The following is a 21,179-nucleotide window of genomic DNA, read 5'->3' on the forward strand; positions in this document are numbered from 1 at the left end:
GGTTTAGCGGGCGCGGATAAAGCTGCCGTCCGGCTGGCGGGTAAAGAGCACCTGCTGGCCGCTGGTCTCAATCGTCAGGCCAGTGACCACGCCGCTGGCGTTCTGGCGGATCTTCACCATCTGGCCGCTTTGCAGATTGCTGAGCGGCTTGCCGTCGCCCTCAACCTTCGCCATCGCATAGACATCCGTTGGCGGCAGATTATGATCGCGAAAGAGCTGCGCGAGGGTTTTCCCTTCGCCCACCCGGTAGGTGCGCCACTGCTGCTCAATGCCGCTGTTGGTCGCCAGCGGCTGGCTGTTCTGCTCTGCGGTGGGCTGCTGCTCAGTGGAAGGCTGCTGCTCAATCGACTCCTGCTGCTGCATCGACGCTTCCGCGCTGGGTGCGTTAAGCTGCGGATCGTTGACCACCTGCGGCGGCGCGACATTCGGCGAGTTTTGCAGATCGAGCTGCGCATCGCGTGCCTCACCGCTGCGCTGCGGCACGCTCTCATCCGTTGTCGGCAATAGAAAGCCGATAATAACCAGCAGCGCCGCCAGAATCAGGCCGCGACGGTGAAAGGGCGGGAGCGGGTCCATCAGGCGAAAATTGTCCGGGGCATGCCAGATCTTCGCAAGGGTAGGTTTCAGTTCAAATCGCCCGGGCATGGCTCTCCTCCTGCTCCGCGTCATTTAATATCCTGTCTCGTTGAGTATATACACTTTATCTTCCTGCATTGGCGTTCGCGGCGTTTAAGCGCATGAAAGCCCGTACAAACTACTATTTTGTCACCACAATGCAGGGTTTTGCTAACGTGAACCATTCTTTCCCTTTCGCGCCCTTTTGTCATCTTTCCCGTGACAAAGTTGTGCCTGGCCCAGGGCGGCTGTTATGCTGCGCGCTACTTTAAAAAGCGATGGAAGGAAAACCCATGACCACCCCAACTTTTGACACGATCGAAGCGCAAGCCAGCTACGGCATTGGTTTGCAGGTAGGACAGCAGCTGAGCGAATCCGGGTTAGAGGGGCTGTTACCGGAAGCGCTGGTCGCGGGTATTGCCGATGCGCTGGCGGGCAAACAGCCTGCTGTACCGGTAGACGTTGTTCATCGCGCGCTGCGTGAAATCCACGAACGTGCTGACGCGGTTCGTCGCTCCCGTTTCGAAGAGATGGCGGCAGAAGGCGTGAAATACCTTGATGAAAACCGCGAGCGCGAAGGCGTTAACAGCACCGAATCCGGTCTGCAATTCCGCGTTATCACCCAGGGCGAAGGCGCTATCCCGGCGCGCACCGACCGCGTACGCGTCCACTACACCGGTAAGCTGATCGACGGCACCGTATTCGACAGCTCCGTCGCGCGCGGCGAACCGGCTGAATTCCCGGTTAACGGCGTGATCGCAGGCTGGATCGAAGCCCTGACGCTGATGCCGGTTGGCTCCAAATGGGAACTGACCATTCCGCACAACCTCGCTTACGGCGAGCGCGGCGCTGGCGCATCCATCCCGCCATTCAGCACGCTGGTGTTCGAAGTGGAACTGCTGGAAATTCTGTAAGCTCCAGCGTGAAGCCCTCTCTTTTAATAACGGAGAGGGTTTCTGACTTCGCGGATCGTTGGTAAACAGAACTATTAGCAATATATTATCTTGCAAAGCGCACAATCAGGTGTATTTTTGTGAGCTGTTTCGCATTTGCCAGGTGATATAACACTCACTTTAAACAAATATTTAACATTCGATTTAATTCAGAGTATTCATCCCGCCGATTCTTACCTAATATCGATGCGTCCATTAAGGACGAAGCAGACACGTAAAGGCCAGCAGAGCCCAACAACACAGACAGGAAAACAACATGGTAGATCAAGTTAAAGCCGACGCTGATAATGCGGCTCCGGCTGAACAGTCGCTACGGCGTAATCTTACGAACCGGCATATTCAGCTAATTGCTATTGGCGGTGCTATTGGTACCGGTTTATTTATGGGTTCCGGCAAAACAATTAGCCTCGCCGGTCCGTCAATCATCTTCGTTTATATGATCATCGGCTTTATGCTGTTTTTCGTTATGCGTGCGATGGGCGAATTACTGCTTTCCAACCTCGAATATAAATCTTTTAGCGACTTCGCCGCCGACCTGCTCGGGCCGTGGGCGGGGTATTTTACCGGCTGGACCTACTGGTTCTGTTGGGTCGTCACCGGCATGGCGGATGTGGTCGCCATTACCGCCTATGCACAATTCTGGTACCCCGGCCTTGCCGACTGGATCGCCGCGCTGGCCGTGGTCGTCGTGCTGCTGAGCCTCAACCTCGCGACGGTGAAAATGTTCGGCGAGATGGAGTTCTGGTTCGCGATGATCAAAATCGTCGCCATTGTGGCGCTGATTATCGTCGGCGTCGGTATGGTGCTGATGCATTTCAAATCGCCGACCGGCGTTGAAGCCTCCTTCAGCCACCTGTGGAATGAGGGGGGCTTTTTCCCGAAAGGTATCAGCGGCTTCTTTGCTGGTTTCCAGATAGCGGTGTTTGCCTTTGTCGGTATTGAACTGGTTGGTACGACCGCTGCCGAGACGAAAGATCCGGAGAAATCCCTGCCGCGCGCCATCAACTCGATTCCGATTCGTATCATCATGTTCTACGTCTTCGCGCTGATCGTCATTATGTCGGTCACGCCGTGGAGTTCCGTGGTAGCTGATAAGAGCCCGTTTGTTGAGCTGTTTGTGCTGGTCGGTATTCCGGCGGCGGCGAGCATCATCAACTTTGTGGTGCTGACTTCTGCCGCCTCTTCCGCCAACAGCGGCGTCTTCTCCACCAGCCGTATGCTGTTTGGCCTGGCGCAGGATGGCGTGGCACCGAAAGCGTTCGCCAAGCTCTCTAAACGCGCGGTACCGGCGAAAGGGCTCACCTTCTCCTGCATCTGCCTGCTGGGCGGTGTGGTGATGCTCTATGTCAACCCGAGTGCGATTGCGGCGTTCACCATGATCACCACCGTGTCGGCGATCCTGTTTATGTTCGTCTGGACAATTATTCTCTGCTCGTACCTGGTCTACCGTAAACAGCGCCCGCAGCTGCACGAAAAATCGATCTACAAGATGCCGCTCGGCAAAGTGATGTGCTGGGTATGCATGGCGTTCTTCCTGTTTGTGCTGGTGCTGCTGACCCTTGAAGCGGACACCCGTCAGGCGCTGATCGTCACGCCGCTGTGGTTCGTGGTGCTCGGCGCGGGCTGGCTCTTTGCCGGTAAGAAGCGCATTGCTAACCGCAAACCATAAAAAAAGAGCCGCAGGGCGGCTCTAAACTTCCATATCAAGGACGCTCTCGGGCGTCTTTTTATTTTTCGCCTGCGAGGGCACGCGGGAAAAGATTGTTATTTTCCAGGCTGATGTGTTCCATCAAATCATCAATCAGCGTGTTGATACCGTTATACATCGCCTTCCAGGTGGTGCAGGCTTCCGGCGGCGGCGTCACATTCTGCGTGGTGTGCTTAATCACCTCCAGCAGTTCGCCCGCTTCATCATGCTCGCTCTCCATCACGCTAATTGGCCCCATCGCCTGCGCGCCCATGCCCTGTTTAATCATCGGGAAGAGGATCTGCTCCTCCTTCATCATGTGGCTGGAGAGCTCCTCATGCAGCATGGTGAGGTACTTGGTTAACCCCCGCGGCACATTCGGTTTATCGGCGTGGACGCGCTCCACTTTGCTGGCTTGCAGAATCAGCTCCGGCAGCTGTTCGCGGTGGCGATCGTGGTAACGCACAATGATGTGGTCGATGATCTCTGCCAGCGGCGCCGTGCGCCACTCTTTGTCGAGAGGCTGCTCAGCAAGTTTCGCCAGTTCGGCTTCGATAGCATCGATATCGAGTTCTTTACGCGCCGCCGAGCGGCCCAGCGTCTGCTTACCGCCGCAGCAGTAATCCATATCATATTTACGAAACAGAGCAGAGGCGCGGGGGATGGAGAGCGCCAGCTCGCCCAGGGGTTGATCGCGGAAAGCCATAGCAGTTACCTCATCGTGGAATCTATAAGTTGTATTTTAAATGCATCTTTATGGCGATGATATACCCCTTACGGAGAACGCGGCAGCCTTTATTCCTTTACTGCGTGAAAAACCGTGATATGCATCACAAAAAATCTTTCGAAATTAACACATTGAATACAATTACTTTTTCTGGAAAGTTTTGGATAGGGCAAATTATTGACATTAAACAACTTTTCATCGCTGCCGATAGACACTGTTCTGACAATATTCTGTACGCAATAAAGGCCGACGATGTTCAAACGTATCAAAGTTATAACTTTATTAATCATGGTTTTAGTTGTGCTTGGCGCACTTCAGCTGATTTCAGCTGGCGTTTTCATTAGTGCGCTAAACAATGACAAGCACAACTTCAATGTTTCCCAGGTATCGAGCCAGAACGTATCCGAATTTACCGATGCGTGGATCAGCCTCAACCAGGCGCGTGTGACCCTGAACCGCGGCATGCTGCGCTTACAGAGCAGCACCGCCAGCCAGATTAACGGTGGCCAGCTCGGTGAGCTGGTGCAAGACGCCACCAACCTGCTTAACCAGGCGCAGCAGCATTACGATATTTACTACAAGCTGCCGCAGACGCCGGGTATGGACCAGGCGCTCTCTGACGAGCTGGAGAAGCAGTACACCACCTACCACGCAACGCTGACCGAGATGAACCGCCTGCTGCTGGCCGGTAAGCTGGAAGATATGTTCCGTCAGAATGCGCAGAAAAAACAGGAAGGGATGGAGAAGAGCTACCGCGCCTGGCGCGCCGAGCAGGCAAGGCTTGCCAGCGAAGGCGTGCAGCAGAACGAACATGACTACATCCGCATTCTCTGGATCCTGGCGGCAGTGATGGTTGTTGTGCTGGGCGTTATCGCTATGAGTTGGGTGGCAATGCAGCGCGTGCTGCTGAAGCCGCTGCATGAAGTTATGGGCCACATTCGCCATATCGCGACCGGTGATTTGACCCACGCGATCCACGCCGAAGGCTCCAACGAGATGGCGCGTCTGGCGCAGAACGTGCAGGAGATGCAGCAGTCGCTGGTGAAAACCGTCAGCGTGGTGCGCGATGGCGCAGACACTATCTATACCGGTGCTGGTGAAATCTCTATCGGTAACAACGATCTCTCCTCGCGTACCGAGCAGCAAGCGGCCTCGCTGGAAGAGACCGCAGCCAGCATGGAGCAGCTGACCGCGACGGTGAAACAGAACGCCGACAACGCCCGTCAGGCAACGCAGCTGGCGCTTAACGCGTCCGGTACCGCGAAGAAAGGCGGTGAAGTGGTGGATGGCGTGGTGCGTACAATGGACGAAATCGCCGCCAGCTCCAGCAAAATCGCCCAGATCACCAACGTGATCGACGGTATCGCCTTCCAGACCAACATCCTGGCGCTGAACGCCGCGGTAGAAGCCGCGCGTGCCGGTGAGCAGGGTCGTGGTTTTGCCGTAGTGGCAGGTGAAGTGCGTACGCTGGCACAGCGCAGCGCGCAGGCCGCGAAAGAGATCAAAGGGCTGATTGATGACTCCGGTAACCGCGTAAGCGCCGGTTCGGCGCTGGTTCACGAAGCCGGTGAAACCATGGCTGAGATCGTCAGCGCGGTAACGCGTGTGACGGATATCATGGGCGAAATCTCCTCTGCGTCCGATGAGCAGAGCCGTGGTATCGACCAGGTTGGCCAGGCTGTTGCGGAGATGGATCGCGTGACCCAGCAGAACGCCTCGCTGGTGCAGGAGTCCGCCGCTGCGGCCGCTGCGCTGGAAGAGCAGGCTGCGCGCCTGACCGAAACCGTTGCGGTGTTCAAAGTGAACCGCAGCCGTGACGTTCAGCGTCCTGCGTTGCGCTCGCCGGTTGCGATGGCGAAGACGCCGGCTGCGGCCAGCGTTAACGAAGCCAACTGGGAAACCTTCTGATTAAAACCCGGCGTAAGCCGGGTTTTTTTATGGTTGCTCAAGCTGAGTGATGCGGGCCTTCTGCGGTTTCGACGCGACGGCCATCACCACGCCGCCAATCAGCAGGGTAATGCCGAGCAGGGTTAAGAGCGGCGGCAGGCTCTGGCGCAGCAGGAAGGTATAGAGCAGCCCGGCAAGGGTTTCAAAGACGATCAGCGGGCCGACAATCACCGTCGGCAGACGCTGGCAGGCAATGTTCCAGCACAGCGCACCCACCCACGAGCAGAGCACCGCAATGATGAACATCAGGCCGATAAACAGCAGCGGACGCGGGCCGAAGGGGAGCGCGAAGCCGGGCTGCTGAACGTCAAGCCACAGACACGCCGCAAGATAGCCTACCAGGGACAACGGCAGCGTCACCAGCGCCTGCGCCGTTGCCCACATCATCGGGTTCTTATCCGGGTTTTCCCGCAGCCAGCGCGCGTTACGCAGCGCATACCACGCCCAGCAGGCCACGGAAACAAAGGCCAGCGCTATGCCTGATCCATACCGGCTCCAGCTAAAATCCGCAATGCCCTGCCGCAGTTCGGCAACATTCACACACCCCAGCCCGACAGCGATGGCGATCAGCGCCGGTAGCAACCGGCCCCATGCGAGCTTGCCGTCACGCTGGCTGTAAAGCAGGTTGGCACACACCGGGATCACCACCGGCAGCGTGGCGATAATCATCGTCGACACCGGGCCGCCGGTGCGCTGAATAGCGCTGGCAAGGCAGACGTAGTAGATCAGATTACCCATTAACGTGAGCCACAGCGCTGTCCACCAGTCGCCGCGCGTTAGCTGGCGCAGACGCGCGCGCCCAAGCCACGCCAGCGGCAGCGCGATCAGCCCCAGCGCCAGGTAGCGCCCCGTCGATTGCAGGGCGGCCGGGTAATCCGGCACGATCAGCGGCCCGACAAAAATCAGCCCCCAAAACAGCCCGGCGAGCAAGGCATACAACACACCACTTACCATCTCTTCACCTCTTTTATCTGGTTGACGCCAGTGTAGGGGAGCAGGGCGGGGGCGTATTGTAGGAGATTGCGCATTATCGGCGCGCAACCTGCTTTTGGTAGCGTACCGGGGTAATGCCGTAGCGCAGGGTGAAGGCGCGGGTGAGGTGGGATTGATCCGTCAGGCCAGTGAGGGCAGCGACATCTGCCGCAGGCATTCCCTGGGTAAGAAAATGCTTGGCGCGCCACAGGCGGATTGCCATCAGCATCTGGTGCGGCGTGACGTGGAAATGGGCTTTGAACTGGCGCTGGAAGTGATAGGGGCTAAGCGCCGCGACGCTTGCCAGATCGTCGAGCGTCAGGCTGCGCATATAGTTGTCATGCAGGTATTCGCGCACCCGCTCAAAACGGTGCGCTCCTTCCGGGCGCTGCGGCGCGTGCTGCGCCAGCGGGCGAAAGGTATCAATCAGATCGAGCAGCACGCCCTGTTGCGCCAGCGGATCGTCGGTGTGCCAGAGGGCATAAATATGGCTGGAGATCTGGCGCGCGCGCAGCGCATCGAGGCGCGTGACATCGCGAAACCACCAGTGACGCACGCCGGTTACCTGCTCGAGCAGATCGGGGTCAAGATAGACCATACGGTAGCGCCACCCCTCTTCACCTACCGCTTCGCCGGTGTGGATCTCATCGGGGTTCATGGTGACGATCGCGTTGGTCGGGGCGACATGCTGCGTCCCGCGATAGCGAAAGCGCTCGGCACCGGATTCAATCGCGCCAATGCCAAACGCTTCATGGGTATGTGGCTCAAAGGCGTAGCGGGAGATATGCGCATGGTACAGCTCCACCCCCGGCAACTGCGCCAGGTGGCGAAACCGCGCGCTGTCGCGCTCGTCAATAAACTGCTCAGGTACGCCTTCCACACTTCACCTCCCCCGGAACATGCCCTCTATTATTAGGGATGACCCGGTGAGAGGCTATAAAATTTAACCAATTATTAACGTTACAGCAGATCGTTAACGCTGTCGGCGATCGAGGTGGTCGGGCGCCCGATCAGTTTGCTCAGGGTCTGGCTATCGTCAAACAGCCCACCTTTCGAGGCACCAATATCGGAATCCGCCAGCATCTCTGCCAGCCCGTCCGGCAGACCTGCGCCTTTCAGCGCGGCGGCAAAATCCGCTTCGCTCAGGTTCTGGTAAACCACTTTCTTACCGCTCGCCTCGCTCAGCAGCGCCGCCAGTTCGCTCAGCGTCCAGGCGCTGTCGCCCGCCAGTTCGTAAACCTTGCCGGCATGACCCTCTTCGCTAATGACACGCGCGGCAGCAGCGGCATAATCGGCACGCGTTGCCGAGGCAATTTTGCCCTCGCCCGCCGCACCGATGAAGACGCCGTGCGCCAGCGCCGCCGGTGCGCTCGCGAGGTAGTTTTCGCTGTACCAGCCGTTACGCAGCAGGGCAAACGGGATGCCGGATTCGGCGAGCAGCTTTTCGGTTTCCACATGCTCAACGTGCAGGCCAAGCGGTGAGGTATCGGCATGCAGCAGGCTGGTGTAGGCGATAAATTTCACCCCTGCGGCTTTCGCAGCGTTGATCACATTGCGGTGCTGCGCGGCGCGCTGGCCAACTTCGCTGCTGGAGATGAGCAGCAGTTTTTCGACGCCCGCCAGCGCCTGGGTAAGGGCGGCCTGATCGTTGTAATCGCCCTGGCGAACAATAAGGCCTTGTTTGCTGAGCGCTTCGGCTTTCGCCGGGTTACGCACGATGGCGACAATCTCTTTTGCGGGAACGGTTTTTAACAGGGCTTCTACAACAAACTGGCCGAGTTGGCCGGTGGCGCCGGTGAGTGCAATCATGATGTTTCTCCTGCGTGGGGGGTAAGTGTTGTGGTAGGCTAGCACCCTAACTAACTTTTAGTAAGTACGTACAAAAAGGTAAGTATGAAACAGCAAACTCGCCCACAAACCCTGAGCGAACAGATGCGCGACGGCAATCTCTTCGCCGAGCAGTGCCCCTCCCGGGATGTGCTGAAACACGTCACCAGCCGCTGGGGCGTCTTAATTCTGGTTGCCCTGCGCGAAGGGACACACCGCTTTAGCGATCTTCGCCGCAAGATGGGCGGCGTCAGTGAGAAGATGCTGGCGCAGAGCCTGCAGTGGCTGGAGCAGGATGGTTTTGTTAACCGCGTCGCCTTTCCGGTGGTGCCGCCACATGTTGAATATAGCCTGACGCCGCTTGGTGAGCAGGTGAGTGAAAAGGTTGCTGCGCTGGCAGACTGGATTGAGCTGAACTTGCCCGAAGTGATGGCCCATCACCGCGAGCGCGATGTGGCGTAATCAACCCGCAGCCGCTACCGACTGCGGGTAAATTGCTTACTTGCGTAAATCGATGCTGTAGAGCGCGAAACCGATCTCGTCATTGCCGACTTTCTGCATCGGATACTGCGCTTTCTCTTTGATAAACGCCGCCGCTTTCTCCGATGGCGCAGTTTCAAAGCGAATATCCAGCTTGTGGCTGCTGCTGATCGGTGCCAGACGCCAGTTGTTGTCCGCCGCCGGGTGGATCTCCCCTGCGCGCTGCGTCTCATCGCTGATCCACTTCGCCAGCACCGCGCGGTTCTCATCCGGCGAGGCAAACGCGATATGGCTGTCGCCGGTACCGGCAAACTTGCCGCTGTAAGCGCGGTAGTTATTGGTGGCAACAAGGAAGACCGCATTCGGATCAATAGGCTTGCCGTCAAAGGTCAGGTTCTTAATGCGCTCCGCCTTGGGATTGATGCTCTGGCACTCGCCGTCGTAGCGCGCGGGCTGGGTGACATCAATCTGGTACTTCACGCCGTCGATAACGTCGAAGTTATAGGTGCGGAACCCGTCCCAGTTGATTAAGTTCTGCGGCTTGTCGCTATTGGGATCGATCTGGTTAAACTGCCCGGCAGAGCACTCCAGCCACTCTTTCACCTCTTTGCCGGTCGCTTTCACCACTACCAGCGTATTGGGGTAGAGGTAGAGATCGGCGGCGTTACGGAAGGTGAGCTGCCCCTTTTCCACTTCAACAAAGCTGGCCGGATCGTTTTTACGCCCGCCCGCTTTAAACGGCGCGGCGGCAGAAAGCACTGGTAATTTCGCCAGATCAGGATCGCCCTGAATAAAGTGCTCAACATAGGCTTTCTGCGCGTTGTTCACCACCTGCACGGTCGGGTCGTCCTGCACCAGCGACAGGTAGCTGTACATGTTGTCCGCCGATTTGCCGATCGGTTTACCGACGAACTCGCGGGTAGCATCGTGATCGTGCTTGAGGATCTGCACCAGCTTGGCATCTTCGCCGACCAGCGCTTTTTTGGCGGCGGCATCATAAATCGGCCGCGCTTCCGCTTTCGCGTCGCTCACTTGCCACTTACCGGCATCGTTATTCAGCACCAGGTCGACCACGCCGAGGTGATCGCCCCACATGCCCGGCATCACCGCCGGAATACCGTTCAGCGTCCCTTTGCTGATATCCGCGCCTTTAATGGCGGCAAACTCCTTGCTCGGGAAGACGGCGTGCGCGTGACCAAACAGGATCGCATCAACGCCCGGCACCTGGCTGAGGTAGTAAACGGAGTTCTCCGCCATTGCCTGGTAAGGCTCCGCCGAGAGACCGGAGTGAGCAACGACGACCACCAGATCGGCGCCTTTCGCGCGCATCTCCGGCACATAGTGGCGAGCGGTTTCCGTGATGTCGTTTACCGTCACTTTGCCGCTCAGGTTGGCTTTGTCCCACACCATAATTTGCGGCGGCACGAAGCCGATATAACCGATACGCAGGGTGTGGGTTTTACCCTCTTTATCCACCACCGGCGTCTCTTTGATCAGATAAGGGGTGAAGAGCGGTTTATTGGTTTTGGCATCGATGATGTTGGCGTTCACATAGGGGAATTTCGCCCCGGCCAGCGCCATATGCAGGTAATCCAGCCCGTAGTTAAATTCGTGGTTGCCGAGGTTGCCGACCGCGTAATCGAGAGTGTTCAGCGCCTTGTAGACCGGGTGAATATCCCCTTTTTTCAGCCCCTTCGCCGCCATATAGTCGCCCAGCGGGCTGCCCTGGATTAAGTCGCCGTTATCGACCAGCACACTGTTTTTCGCTTCGCCGCGCGCGGCATTAATCAGGCTGGCGGTGCGCACCAGGCCAAATTTTTCCGTTGCCGAGTCTTTGTAGTAATCAAAATCCATCATATTGCTATGCAAATCAGTGGTTTCCATAATTCGTAAATCCACCGTTGCCGCTTGCGCGCTGGCCGCAATCAGCGTGGCCAAAAGCGTTGCACTAAACTTAATCATCAGAGGCGTCCTTTTCGATCTAAGCCACAAAAGAAATTGTTATGTACAGTGTGTTGCTTACAGAATTGTGAATAGTGCCATAAAAGTGAGCAATAAAACTGCAATCCCTCTCACAGTTGGCAGATCGCGGCGCAATGCGATATAAGTAAAACAATGAGTTACACACCACTGCACAGAGAGAGGTGGATATGTTAGATGCAATTTGTCAGCTCGCGCGCGACGCGGGCGATGCCATTATGCAGGTGTACGACGGCCATCAGCCGATGGATGTGACCAGTAAAGTGGATGACTCGCCGGTGACGGCGGCGGATATCGCCGCGCACCATGTGATTGTGCGTGGGCTACAGGCGTTAGCGCCGGATATTCCGATCCTGTCTGAAGAAGATCCTCCCGCGTGGGAGACGCGCCAGAGCTGGGATCGTTTCTGGCTGGTGGACCCGCTCGATGGCACCAAAGAGTTTATCAAGCGTAACGGTGAGTTTACCGTCAATATCGCGCTGATTGAGCAGGGCAAACCGGTGCTGGGCGTGGTCTATGCCCCGGTGCTTGATGTGATGTACGCCGCCGCAGAGGGCAGCGCATGGAAAGAGGAGGGCGGTCATCGCCAGCCGATCCAGGTGCGTGATGCGCGACCGCCGCTGGTGGTTATCAGCCGTTCGCACTCGAACGATCCTGAACTGGAGGAGTATCTGCACCAGCTGGGCGAGCATCAAACCACGGCGATTGGTTCATCGCTGAAGTTCTGCCTGGTGGCGGAGGGGAAAGCGCAGCTCTACCCGCGTTTTGGGCCGACCAGCGTCTGGGATACGGCGGCCGGCCACGCGGTGGCGGTAGCGGCCGGGGCGCACGTTCATGACTGGAAAGGGCGCACGCTTGATTACACCCCGCGTGAGTCGTTCCTCAACCCCGGTTTTCGCGTCTCTATTTACTGAGCAATTTATGCAGCAGGGCAACCACCTGCTGCACCTCTTGCTGGCTCAGACTGCCATCTTTGGCAAACTCTACGCGGCCCTCTTTATCGAGCACCACAATCGCAGAACCTTTCTCTTCCAGCTGCCAGGCTTTACGCACCGAACCTTCGCTGTCGACGATAAATTGTGACCACGGATAGAGCTTCTTATTGCTCTCCAGGCTGCTGCGCACAAACATCGCGCTGCCCGGAATGGCGTCGTCGGTGTTCACAATAGTGGTGGTCTGGTATCTGTCGTGCGGCAGGTTGGCGCTTTTGATCGCCTCAATCAGCGCCGCATTCTTCTCTTTTGCCGAGGTGCGACCGGCAATATGCATCACCACGCGCACTTTTCCAGCCAGCTGCGCGCTATTCCAGTTTTTATAGCTAAACTTGTCGTTATTCAGCAGCAACTCCCCGCGGTCGGCAACGCCCACAGGCGGCACGCGCTGGTTGGTTTCAAAGTTATGCGCTGAAGCGACCAGCGGCAGTAACAAGCATGTCGCTGCCAGAATGTTACGTAGGGTCATGGTGTCTCCATCTCTCATGTTTATATGCAGGTGATCCGACCACTCGGTACGGCAGTTTAATCATATGTGCGATCAATACGCTTTTCCCGCAATTGGGGTGCCAGTTTGCGGGTTAACGCACATATCGGTTAAAAAACGTAGGCTTATACTGCGAAGTTTCAGGGTTTGAAAAGAAAATTCTGATTAATTGTCATCAAAAGGTAAATAAACCCATTCAGACTATGTATCGCTCATGTTGTGGACTATAGTCACTGGGCATCAAAATTTGCGCTCATCAACGTCGGACCAAATGTGGCACCGCAAGGGCGTAATCTGTTTTACAGGAGAGATAGAAGAATGAAAATTTTCCAGCGTTACAACCCACTTCAGGTGGCTAAGTACGTCAAGATCCTGTTCCGTGGACGGTTGTATATCAAGGACGTTGGCGCTTTCGAGTTTGATAAGGGCAAGATCCTTCTGCCGAAAGTGAAAGACAAACAGCACTTCTCTGTCATGTCTGAAGTTAACCGCCAGGTTCTGCGCCTGCAGACCGAAATGGCTTAATCTGTTGTGCTATGCAGTAATAAAGTCCTATAAAAAACGGCCCCACAGGGGCCGTTGATGTTTCCGCTTCTGGCTTTACGCCGCGCCTTTATCTTCCATATCCGGTAACTTCGGCGTCAGCACCGTGGTGCGGGCATCAATACGCGTCACCAGCAGCTGATCGATGCGGTAGTTATCGATATCCACCACTTCAAACTTGTAGCCGGAGAACTTCACCGCATCGGTGCGTTTCGGGATTTTACGCAGCATAAACATCATAAAACCGCCGATGGTTTCATAATTGCCGGACTGCGGGAACTCATCGATATCCAGCACGCGCATTACGTCGTCAATCGGCGTACCGCCGTCAATCAGCCACGAGTTTTCATCGCGGGCGACGATCATCTCTTCCACCTGGCCGACCAGATCGCCCATCAGCGTGGTCATTACGTCGTTGAGGGTAATCACCCCCACCACCAGCGCATATTCGTTCATGATCACGGCGAAATCTTCACCCGCAGTTTTGAAACTTTCCAGCGCTTCAGAGAGCGTCAACGTGTCCGGCACAATCAGCGTCGTGCGGATCTGCACGCCGCTGTTCAGGGCCATACTCTGGTTTGCCAGTACGCGGTTAAGCAGATCTTTCGAATCAACATAACCGACGATATGGTCGATATCACCGTTACAGACCAGAAACTTCGAGTGCGGATGCTCAGATACCTTGTTTTTCAGGCTCTGCTCATCTTCGTGCAGATCGAACCAAATCACGTTTTCACGCGAGGTCATCGACGAGGGAACGGTGCGCGACTCCAGCTCAAACACGTTCTCAATCAGTTCATGCTCCTGCTTACGCAGCACCCCGGCTAACGCACCGGCTTCCACCACGGCGTAGATATCGTCAGAGGTGATGTCATCTTTGCGCACCATCGGCAGTTTGAAGATGCGGAAAATGACGTTCGCCATGCCGTTAAAGAACCAGACCAGCGGGCGGAAAACGAAGAGACAGAAGCGCATCGGGTTGATGATGCGCAAAGCCACAACTTCGGGCGCAATCATACCGATGCGTTTCGGGGTCAAATCAGCAAACAGGATGAAGAGACTCGTTACCAGCGTAAACGAGATGATAAAGCTCAGCTGATCGGCAAGCTGTGGTGAAACGACATTGAGCAGCAGATTGTAAAACGCGGGAGAGAAGGCGGCGTCACCGACGATACCACCCAAAATGGCGACGGCGTTCAGGCCGATCTGCACCACGGTGAAGAAGGTGCCGGGATTTTCCTGCATTTTCAGGATGCGTTGGGCGTTGATGTTGCCATCATCGGCAAGCAGTTTAAGTTTGATTTTTCGCGATGCGGCAAGCGAGATCTCAGATAACGAGAAAAACGCGCTCACCGCGATCAGACAGAGTATGACTAAGATACTGTTTAACATAATTTATCCAGCTATTAACCGGATCCTCGGAAGGTTTTTTTGGAATATCCATGTGGTAAACACAATGAATGCCGGCCCGAAGCGGTGGACCGGCAATTGCGCCGTTAGTATAGCGTAAGCGTGTTACAGCCTGCCAGCGGCTAATTTCGCCACTTTTCGTCGCCTATTCCCCCCTTTATTTAGGGGTTAAGCTGCGGTGGCAAGCACACACCGATACCACCAATCCCGCAATAGCCCTGCGGATTTTTATAGAGATATTGCTGGTGCTCATCTTCCGCGTAATAGAACGGTTTGGCGCTGGCGATCTCAGTGGTGACGGTGCGTGCGTCACCCGCTTCACGCATTGCGGCCTGGAAGCGCGCCAGGCTTTCGCGGGCGGCGGCGTCCTGCTCCGGGGTGAGCGGATAGATGGCGGAGCGGTATTGCGTGCCGTGATCGTTGCCCTGACGCATCCCCTGCGCCGGATCGTGGTTCTCCCAGAAGATCTGTAACAGCTGCTCGTAGCTCACCACCTTCGGATCGTAAACCACGCGTACCGCTTCGGCATGCCCGGTCTCGCCGCTGCACACTTCGCGGTAGGTTGGGTTTGGCGTGTAGCCACCGGTGTAGCCTGCGGCGGTGCTGTAGACCCCTTCACGCTGCCAGAAGAGGCGTTCCACGCCCCAGAAGCAACCCATGGCGAAAATCGCCACCTCCATCCCTTCCGGGACGTGTGTCATCGAGTGCTCGTTAACAGCGTGTAAACTGGCGACAGGCATCGGCGTCGGGCGTCCGGGCAGAGCATCAGACTGAGAAACAAGGTTATTTTTATCGAACAGGCTCACGGTAATACCTCCCGGCGAGTGTCATTGCGGTTAGGGTTGTGTTAAGGATGGTGTTTTAACACAATGTACGACCTAAATCAGACTAGATTTAAACATAAGAAATTTTGGGCTAGTCGTCCGTTTTTCAACCCGATAATGCGGGTTTTTATCAGCCTGGCTGCTGCTGTCGTGGCACAATCAGGCCCAGCGCGGAGCTGCGCTTACGTTTCCTTCCAGGAGTGGGAGCGAGGATATTCAGGAGAGAACGTGCCAAAGATCCGTCTTTTATGTTTTGCCGGTTTGTTGCTGGTGAGCGAAACGGCATTCGCCGCCAATGTGCGATTGCAACTTGAGGGGTTAACCGGGCAACTGCAAAAAAATGTGCGCGCCCAACTGTCGACTATCCAGAGTGATGAAGTGACGCCCGACCGCCGTTTCCAGGCGCGCGTTGATGATGCCATCCGCGAAGGGTTAAAAGCGTTAGGCTACTACGAGCCAACCATTGTTTTCGAACTGCGTCCACCGCCGGAGAAGGGGCGCCAGGTGCTGATCGCCCGCGTTACGGCGGGTGAGCCTGTGCGCATCGGCGGCAACAACGTGATCCTGCGCGGCGGCGCGCGCACCGACAGCGACTACCTTTCGCTGCTGAAAAAGCGCCCGGCTATCGGCACGGTGTTAAACCACCACGACTACGACAGCTTTAAAAAATCCCTTACCAGCGTCGCGCTGCGTAAAGGCTACTTCGACAGCCAGTTCAACAAAAGCCAGCTGGGGATTGCGCTGGATCGCCGCCAGGCGTTCTGGGATATCGATTATGACAGCGGTCAGCGTTACCGCTTCGGCGATGTCACCTTCCAGGGCTCGCAAATTCGCGACGAGTATCTGCAAAACCTCATCCCTTTCCACGAGGGGGACTATTACCAGACCCAGGATCTGGCAGAGCTTAATCGCCGCCTCTCCGCCACCGGCTGGTTTAACTCGGTGATTGTCGCGCCGGAATTTGATAAAGCGCGTAAGACCAAAGTGCTGCCGCTGAGAGGCGTGGTTTCGCCGCGCACGGAAAACACCATTGAGACCGGCGTCGGTTACTCGACCGATGTCGGGCCGCGCGTCAAAGCGACGTGGAAAAAACCGTGGGTCAACTCCTACGGCCACAGCTTTACCACCAGCATGAGCGTCTCGGCGCCGGAGCAGCAGCTCGATTTCAGCTACAAAATGCCGCTGCTGAAAAATCCGCTGGAGCAGTATTACCTGGTGCAGGGCGGGTTCAAGCGTACCGATCTTAACGATACGGAAGCGGACTCAACGACGCTCGCGCTGTCGCGCTACTGGGACCTCTCCAGCGGCTGGCAGCGGGCGATCAACCTGCGCTGGAGCCTCGATCACTTTACCCAGGCCAACGTTACTAACACCACCATGCTGCTCTATCCGGGCGTGATGATTAGCCGTACCCGCTCGCGCGGCGGCCTGATGCCGACCTGGGGCGACTCTCAGCGCTACTCGGTCGATTACTCCAACACCGCGTGGGGATCGGATGTCGACTTCCTCGTCTTGCAGGCGCAGAACGTCTGGATCCGCACGCTCTACGATCGCCACCGCTTTATCGCGCGTGGCAACCTCGGCTGGATTGAAACCGGGGATTTCCAGCGCGTGCCGCCGGATCTGCGCTTCTTCGCCGGGGGCGATCGCAGCATTCGTGGTTATAAATACAAATCGATCTCGCCTGAGAACGAACGCGGCAAACTGATCGGCGCCTCAAAACTGGCCACCGGCTCGCTGGAGTACCAGTACAATGTCACCGGGAAATGGTGGGGCGCGGTGTTTGTCGACAGCGGCGAAGCGGTGAGCGATATCCGCCGCAGCAACTTTAAAACCGGCACCGGCGTCGGCGTGCGCTGGCAGTCGCCGGTCGGGCCGATCAAGCTCGATTTCGCGGTACCGGTCGGCGATAAAGAGGAGCACGGGTTGCAGTTTTACATCGGGTTGGGGCCAGAATTATGAGTTTATGGAAGAAGATCAGCCTCGGCGTGGTGGCGTTTCTTGTGTTACTGCTGGGCACGGCGATCTTTCTGGTCGGCACCACCAGCGGCCTGCATCTGCTGTTTAAAGCAGCGAACCGCTGGGTACCGGGGCTGGAGATTGGCCAGGTCACCGGCGGCTGGCGCGATCTGTCGCTGAAAAATATCCGCTATACCCAGCCGGGCGTGGCGGTCGATGCGGGGCAGATCCACTTTGCGCTTAACCTCGGCTGCCTGCGCAACAGCAGTGTTTGCGTTAACGATCTGTCGCTGAAAGATATCAACGTGGCGATCGACACCAAAAAGATGCCGCCTGCGCAGAAGGTGGAAGAGGAAGATAGTGGGCCGCTTAACCTCTCCACGCCATATCCGATTACGCTGAGCCGGGTGGCGCTGGAAAACATCAATATCAAAATCGATGACACCACCGTCTCGCTGATGGATTTTAGCTCCGGCCTGAACTGGCAGGAGAAAAACCTGACCCTGAAACCGACCTCGCTGCAGGGCTTGCTGATTGCGCTGCCGAAAGCGGCCGATGTGGCGCAGGAAGAGGTTCTCGATCCGAAGGTTCACAACCCCAAACCGGAAGAGAAACCGTTGGGCGAAACGCTGAAAGCATTGTTTGAGAAGCCGCTGCTGCCGGAGATGCAGGATGTGCATCTGCCGCTCAATCTGAATATTGAAGCGTTTCGCGGTGAGCAGCTGCGCCTCACCGGCGACACCGATATCCTGGTGCGCAGCCTGCTGCTGAAAGTGAGCAGCATTGACGGGCAGATGAAGCTCGACGCCTTTGATATCGACTCGAATCAGGGCCAGGTCAACGCCACCGGCACCGCGCAGCTGCGCGATAGCTGGCCGGTCGATATCACCCTCAACTCGACGCTGAATGTCGATCCGCTGAAAGGCGAGAAGGTGAAGCTGAAAGTGGGCGGCGAACTGCGCAAGCAGCTGGAGCTTGGCGTAAACCTCTCTGGCCCGGTGGATATGGTGCTTCGGGCGCAGACGCGGCTGGCAGAAGCGGGGTTACCGCTCAATCTCGATATCACCAGCCAGCAGCTCTACTGGCCTTTTACCGGCGAGAAGCAGTACCAGGCCGATAACCTGAAGCTGAAGCTCAGCGGCAAAATGACCGACTATGCGCTTTCGTTCCGCACGGCGGTAAAAGGGCAGCAGGTTCCGCCGGCCACCATCACGCTGGACGGTAAAGGCAATGCGCAGCAGATCAGTATCGATAAGCTCTCCATCGCCGCACTACAGGGCACCACCGAACTGAAAGCGCTGCTCGACTGGCAGCAGGCGATCAGCTGGCGCGGCGAACTGACGCTGAAGGACATCGATACGGCAAAAGCCTTCCCCGATTGGCCTGCGAAGCTCAATGGCCTGGTGAAAACCCGTGGCAGCCTTTACGGCGGCAGCTGGCAGATGGATGTACCGGAGCTGAAGCTTAACGGCAACGTTAAACAGAACCGGGTCAAGGTCGACGGGCAGCTGAAAGGCAACAGCTATTTGCAATGGGTGATCCCGGGTCTGCACCTTGAGCTGGGCAAAAATAGCGCGGATATTAAAGGCGAGCTGGGGGTAAAAGATCTCAACCTTGACGCCACTATCGATGCGCCAGGCCTCGATAACGCGCTGCCGGGTCTTGGCGGCACGGCGAAAGGCGTAGTGAAAGTGCGTGGCACCGTCGATGCGCCACAGGCGCTGGCGGACATTACTGCCAACAATCTGCGCTGGCAGGAACTCTCCATCGCCCGCGTGCGCGTGGAGGGGGATGTGAAATCCAGCGATCAGATTGGCGGCAAGCTGAACGTGCGCGTTGAGCGTATCGCCCAGCCTGGCGTCAACATCAGCCTGGTGACGCTGGCCGCCGACGGCAATGAGAAGCAGCACAAGTTGCAGCTGCGCGTGCAGGGCGAACCGGTCTCCGGTCAGCTGGCGCTGGCAGGCAGTTTCGATCGCCAGCAGCAGCGCTGGAAAGGGACGCTCAGCGACACGCGTTTCGCCACGCCGGTGGGGCCATGGTCGCTGACGCGCCCGATTGCGCTCGATTACCGCAACCAGGAGCAGAAGATTGCCATTGGCCCGCACTGCTGGCTCAATCCGAATGCCGAGCTGTGCGTGCCGCAAACCATTGATGCCGGTGCGGCAGGGCGCGCGGTGGTCAATCTCAATCGTTTCGATCTTGCGATGCTGAAACCGTTTATGCCGGAAGCGACGCAGGCGAGCGGCGTCTTTAGCGGCAAAGCGGATGTCAGCTGGGACAGCACCAAACCGGGTCTGCCGCAGGGGCAGGTGACGCTTGCTGGGCGCGGGGTGAAAGTGACGCAGGAGGTGAACGGTGCGCCATTGCCGGTCGCCTTCGACACGCTGAACCTGAATGCGAAGCTGCAAAATGATCGCGCCGATCTCGGCTGGCTGATGCGGCTGACCAATAATGGCCAGTTCGACGGTCAGATCCAGGTCACCGATCCGCAAGGGCGACGCAATCTCGGCGGAACGGTGAACATTCGCAACTTCTCGCTGGCGATGGCGAATGCCATCTTCAGCCGCGGCGAGAAAGCGGCGGGGACGCTCAATGCCAACCTGCGCCTTGGCGGCAACGCTCAAAGCCCGCAGCTGTTTGGTCAGCTTGGGCTGAATGCGCTGGATGTTGAGGGCAACTTTATGCCGTTCGACATGCAGCCGAGCCAGCTGGCGATGAACTTTAACGGAACCACTTCCACGTTGCAGGGTGTGGTGCGCACCAGCCAGGGGCAGATTAACCTCAGCGGCGATGCGGACTGGAGCCAGATCGACAACTGGCGCGCGCGTATTGCGGCGAAAGGCAGCAAGGTGCGCATCACCGTGCCGCCGATGGTGCGCCTCGATGTCTCGCCGGATGTAGTGTTTGAAGCGACGCCGAGCCTGTTCACCCTCGACGGCGATGTTGATGTGCCGTGGGCGCGCATTGTGGTGCACGATGTGCCGGAGAGCGCGGTCGGCGTCTCCAGCGATGAGGTGATGCTCAACGATCAGCTGCAACCGGAAGAGGAGCAGCGTGCCTCAATCCCGATCAACAGCAATGTGACGGTGCATGTCGGCAATAACGTGCGGCTCTCGGCCTTCGGCCTGAAAGCGCGGCTGACGGGCGATCTGAAAGTGGCGCAGGATAAGCAGGGCCTTGGGCTGAACGGGCAGATCAATATTCCGGAAGGGCGCTTCCGCGCATACGGGCAGGATCTGATTGTGCGTAAAGGGGAACTGCTCTTCTCCGGCCCGCCGGATCAGCCGCTGCTCAACCTCGAAGCGATCCGTAACCCGGAAGCAACGGAGAACGATGTGATTGCCGGGGTGCGCGTCACCGGCTCTGCGGATGAACCGAAAGCGGAGATCTTCTCCGACCCGGCGATGTCGCAGCAGGAAGCGTTGTCCTACCTGCTTCGCGGGCAGGGGCTGGAGAGCGAGCAGAGCGATAGTGCGGCAATGACCTCGATGTTAATTGGTCTTGGGGTTGCGCAAAGTGGGCAGGTTGTGGGTAAAATCGGCGAGACCTTTGGCGTCAGCAACCTGGCGCTGGACACACAGGGCGTCGGCGACTCCTCACAAGTGGTGGTCAGCGGCTATGTGCTGCCGGGTCTACAAGTAAAATATGGTGTAGGAATTTTTGACTCACTGGCGACTCTCACGTTACGTTATCGTCTGATGCCTAAGCTGTATCTTGAAGCGGTGTCTGGCGTAGATCAGGCACTTGATTTGCTCTATCAGTTTGAGTTTTAG

At 57.2% G+C, this 21,179-nt stretch carries 16 protein-coding genes and 1 pseudogene; 8 read left to right on the forward strand and 9 right to left on the reverse strand.

Annotation, left to right across the window (positions count from 1 at the left end; all coding sequences use genetic code 11):
- Positions 1–3: 3 nt before the first annotated feature.
- Positions 4–645, reverse strand: coding sequence for a LysM-like peptidoglycan-binding domain-containing protein (locus tag IAE50_RS19160; RefSeq protein ID WP_200580971.1), 642 nt, complete (start codon positions 643–645; stop codon positions 4–6).
- Between the two features lie 263 nt (positions 646–908).
- On the opposite strand from IAE50_RS19160, the gene fklB reads away from it, so the two are divergent.
- Together fklB and cycA are read left to right on the forward strand one after the other, a co-directional pair.
- Positions 909–1,529: an FKBP-type peptidyl-prolyl cis-trans isomerase gene (fklB, locus tag IAE50_RS19165; RefSeq protein WP_054803029.1), complete on the forward strand. Its 621-nt coding sequence runs from the start codon at positions 909–911 to the stop codon at positions 1,527–1,529.
- A gap of 295 nt (positions 1,530–1,824) precedes the next feature.
- Complete coding sequence (gene cycA, locus IAE50_RS19170) at positions 1,825–3,237, forward strand: D-serine/D-alanine/glycine transporter (RefSeq protein WP_076768994.1); 1,413 nt, start codon at positions 1,825–1,827, stop codon at positions 3,235–3,237.
- Positions 3,238–3,295: 58 nt separating this feature from the next.
- On the opposite strand, the gene ytfE is transcribed toward cycA, so the two are convergent.
- Complete coding sequence (ytfE, locus tag IAE50_RS19175; protein WP_094419203.1) at positions 3,296–3,961, reverse strand: iron-sulfur cluster repair protein YtfE; 666 nt, start codon at positions 3,959–3,961, stop codon at positions 3,296–3,298.
- Between the two features lie 273 nt (positions 3,962–4,234).
- Here ytfE and IAE50_RS19180 point away from each other — a divergent pair, with 273 nt between their 5' ends.
- Positions 4,235–5,890, forward strand: a complete 1,656-nt coding sequence (locus IAE50_RS19180; protein ID WP_200580972.1) for a methyl-accepting chemotaxis protein — start codon at positions 4,235–4,237, stop codon at positions 5,888–5,890.
- 27 nt (positions 5,891–5,917) lie between these two features.
- On the opposite strand, the gene IAE50_RS19185 is transcribed toward IAE50_RS19180, so the two are convergent.
- The 3 genes and pseudogenes from IAE50_RS19185 to IAE50_RS19195 form a co-directional block, all read right to left on the reverse strand.
- Positions 5,918–6,883 carry a DMT family transporter gene (locus IAE50_RS19185; protein WP_200580973.1) on the reverse strand — a complete coding sequence of 322 codons (966 nt, stop codon included), beginning with the start codon at positions 6,881–6,883 and terminating at the stop codon, positions 5,918–5,920.
- Positions 6,884–6,956: 73 nt separating this feature from the next.
- Positions 6,957–7,781, reverse strand: a complete 825-nt coding sequence (locus tag IAE50_RS19190; RefSeq protein WP_094419206.1) for an AraC family transcriptional regulator — start codon at positions 7,779–7,781, stop codon at positions 6,957–6,959.
- A 70-nt stretch (positions 7,782–7,851) separates the two neighbouring features.
- A pseudogene (locus tag IAE50_RS19195) lies at positions 7,852–8,710 on the reverse strand (SDR family oxidoreductase); the annotation flags it as partial.
- 84 nt (positions 8,711–8,794) lie between these two features.
- On the opposite strand from IAE50_RS19195, the gene IAE50_RS19200 reads away from it, so the two are divergent.
- A complete protein-coding gene (locus tag IAE50_RS19200; RefSeq protein ID WP_094419208.1) occupies positions 8,795–9,190 on the forward strand; it encodes a helix-turn-helix domain-containing protein in 396 nt (131 codons plus the stop codon).
- A gap of 36 nt (positions 9,191–9,226) precedes the next feature.
- Here the strand turns inward: IAE50_RS19200 and IAE50_RS19205 are convergent, their stop codons facing one another.
- Positions 9,227–11,170, reverse strand: coding sequence for a bifunctional 2',3'-cyclic-nucleotide 2'-phosphodiesterase/3'-nucleotidase (locus IAE50_RS19205; RefSeq protein ID WP_200580974.1), 1,944 nt, complete (start codon positions 11,168–11,170; stop codon positions 9,227–9,229).
- A 188-nt stretch (positions 11,171–11,358) separates the two neighbouring features.
- Here IAE50_RS19205 and cysQ point away from each other — a divergent pair, with 188 nt between their 5' ends.
- Entirely contained in the window at positions 11,359–12,102 is a 744-nt protein-coding gene (gene cysQ, locus IAE50_RS19210) for a 3'(2'),5'-bisphosphate nucleotidase CysQ (protein WP_124970364.1), read from the forward strand.
- Here cysQ and IAE50_RS19215 read toward each other — a convergent pair.
- Positions 12,092–12,649, reverse strand: coding sequence for a YtfJ family protein (locus IAE50_RS19215; RefSeq protein WP_023478441.1), 558 nt, complete (start codon positions 12,647–12,649; stop codon positions 12,092–12,094). The genes cysQ and IAE50_RS19215 overlap by 11 nt on opposite strands.
- Positions 12,650–12,985: 336 nt before the next feature.
- Between IAE50_RS19215 and IAE50_RS19220 the strand changes: the two genes are divergently transcribed.
- Positions 12,986–13,192: a DUF1107 domain-containing protein gene (locus IAE50_RS19220; RefSeq protein ID WP_023478541.1), complete on the forward strand. Its 207-nt coding sequence runs from the start codon at positions 12,986–12,988 to the stop codon at positions 13,190–13,192.
- Between the two features lie 75 nt (positions 13,193–13,267).
- Here IAE50_RS19220 and IAE50_RS19225 read toward each other — a convergent pair whose 3' ends face one another.
- Positions 13,268–14,602 carry a hemolysin family protein gene (locus IAE50_RS19225; RefSeq protein ID WP_023478420.1) on the reverse strand — a complete coding sequence of 445 codons (1,335 nt, stop codon included), beginning with the start codon at positions 14,600–14,602 and terminating at the stop codon, positions 13,268–13,270.
- Between the two features lie 179 nt (positions 14,603–14,781).
- Positions 14,782–15,426 carry a peptide-methionine (S)-S-oxide reductase MsrA gene (msrA, locus tag IAE50_RS19230; RefSeq protein ID WP_200580975.1) on the reverse strand — a complete coding sequence of 215 codons (645 nt, stop codon included), beginning with the start codon at positions 15,424–15,426 and terminating at the stop codon, positions 14,782–14,784.
- 246 nt (positions 15,427–15,672) lie between these two features.
- On the opposite strand from msrA, the gene tamA reads away from it, so the two are divergent.
- Both tamA and tamB read left to right on the forward strand, forming a co-directional pair.
- Positions 15,673–17,406: an autotransporter assembly complex protein TamA gene (gene tamA / locus IAE50_RS19235; RefSeq protein ID WP_023478416.1), complete on the forward strand. Its 1,734-nt coding sequence runs from the start codon at positions 15,673–15,675 to the stop codon at positions 17,404–17,406.
- Positions 17,403–21,179: an autotransporter assembly complex protein TamB gene (tamB, locus tag IAE50_RS19240; RefSeq protein ID WP_200580976.1), complete on the forward strand. Its 3,777-nt coding sequence runs from the start codon at positions 17,403–17,405 to the stop codon at positions 21,177–21,179. The genes tamA and tamB overlap by 4 nt, the downstream gene beginning before the upstream one ends.

It is taken from the genome of Kosakonia sp. S42, assembly GCF_016624785.1.
Taxonomy (GTDB): Bacteria; Pseudomonadota; Gammaproteobacteria; order Enterobacterales; family Enterobacteriaceae; genus Kosakonia; species Kosakonia cowanii.